Source organism: Pedobacter nototheniae (assembly GCF_004335085.1).
Lineage (GTDB): Bacteria > Bacteroidota > Bacteroidia > Sphingobacteriales > Sphingobacteriaceae > Pedobacter > Pedobacter nototheniae.
Window position 1 is genome coordinate 1 of record NZ_RQRS01000057.1, and the last position, 1,161, is coordinate 1,161.

Genomic DNA, 1,161 nt, shown 5'->3' on the forward strand with positions numbered 1-1,161 from the left:
TGAAACATTTGTATAATTTGGGCGATGAGACGTTGGAAAAAGCCTGGATCATGAATCCTTATATGCAGCATTTTTGTGGCAGGGTTTTCTTTGAACACGAATTTCCTTGTGACCCGAGTAATTTTGTTCATTTCCGAAAAAGAATTGGCGAAAAAGGCATCGAAAAAATCTTTGCCTACAGCGTAAGAATGCACGATGCCAAGACGAACACCTCAAATTTTGTTTTGTCCGATACTACCGTTCAGGAGAATAATACCTCTTTTCCTACCGATGCAAAATTGTGCAAAAAAGTGATCGATTATTGCAACAAAATAGCCGGAAATGAAGGCATAAAACAAAGACAACGCTACACAAAAGTCAGCAAACAAATGGTGCGCAACACCTACAACGGAAAACATCCCAAGCGGGCAAAAGCGGCAAGGAAATCTCAAAGACAGCTCAAAACCATCGCCATGAGACTGATTCGTGAATTGCAACGGAATTTTAATGCAGAACAGCAAGAATTTTATAAAGATTTAATGACATTGTACACCAAGGTTGTCACACAAAAAAGAAACGATGCCGATAAAATTTACAGCATTCACAAGCCTTTTACCCGATGTATTGCCAAAGGAAAAGCGCATAGCCAGTATGAATTTGGGAATAAGGTAGGTTTGATAACCACCGCCAACAAAGGCAAGAAAATCATTCTCGGGATTAAAGCATTTTTGCAAACTCCTTACGATGGTCACACCATAGAACCACTTTTGGAACAGATGGAAACCGGTGGTCAAAAGCTCCCAAAAGAACTCCTTTACGATAGAGGTGGCAGAGGAAAATCAGAAATAAAGGGCGTGAAAATCTCCATCCCAAGCACTCCAAGAAAAAAAGACACTGCTTATCAAAAGCAGACAAAGCGCAAAAAATTTAGAACCAGAGCGGCAATAGAACCTATCATCGGACATTTAAAAACCGATTTTAGGCTGGCAAAAAATTACTTCATGGGAGAAACGGGACCACAAATCAATGCATTACTAGCTGCAACCGCTTGGAACATGAAGAAAATGATGGAACTACTGAAACAGAAAATTATTTTCTTATTTTATAAGATACAAATTATGCTGTTTTCTAATCCTGTTTTTAAAAATAAATTAAATAGTGGGTTTTGTTAAGGAACGACTA

Annotated in this window: 1 protein-coding gene; it reads left to right on the top strand. The window is 38.4% G+C overall.

Annotated features, from left to right (window positions below; translation table 11 throughout):
- The coding region (locus EHC72_RS22460; protein ID WP_131539958.1) for an IS5 family transposase at positions 1-1,151 on the top strand (1,151 nt) is incomplete at its 5' end.
- Positions 1,152-1,161: the final 10 nt, after the last annotated feature.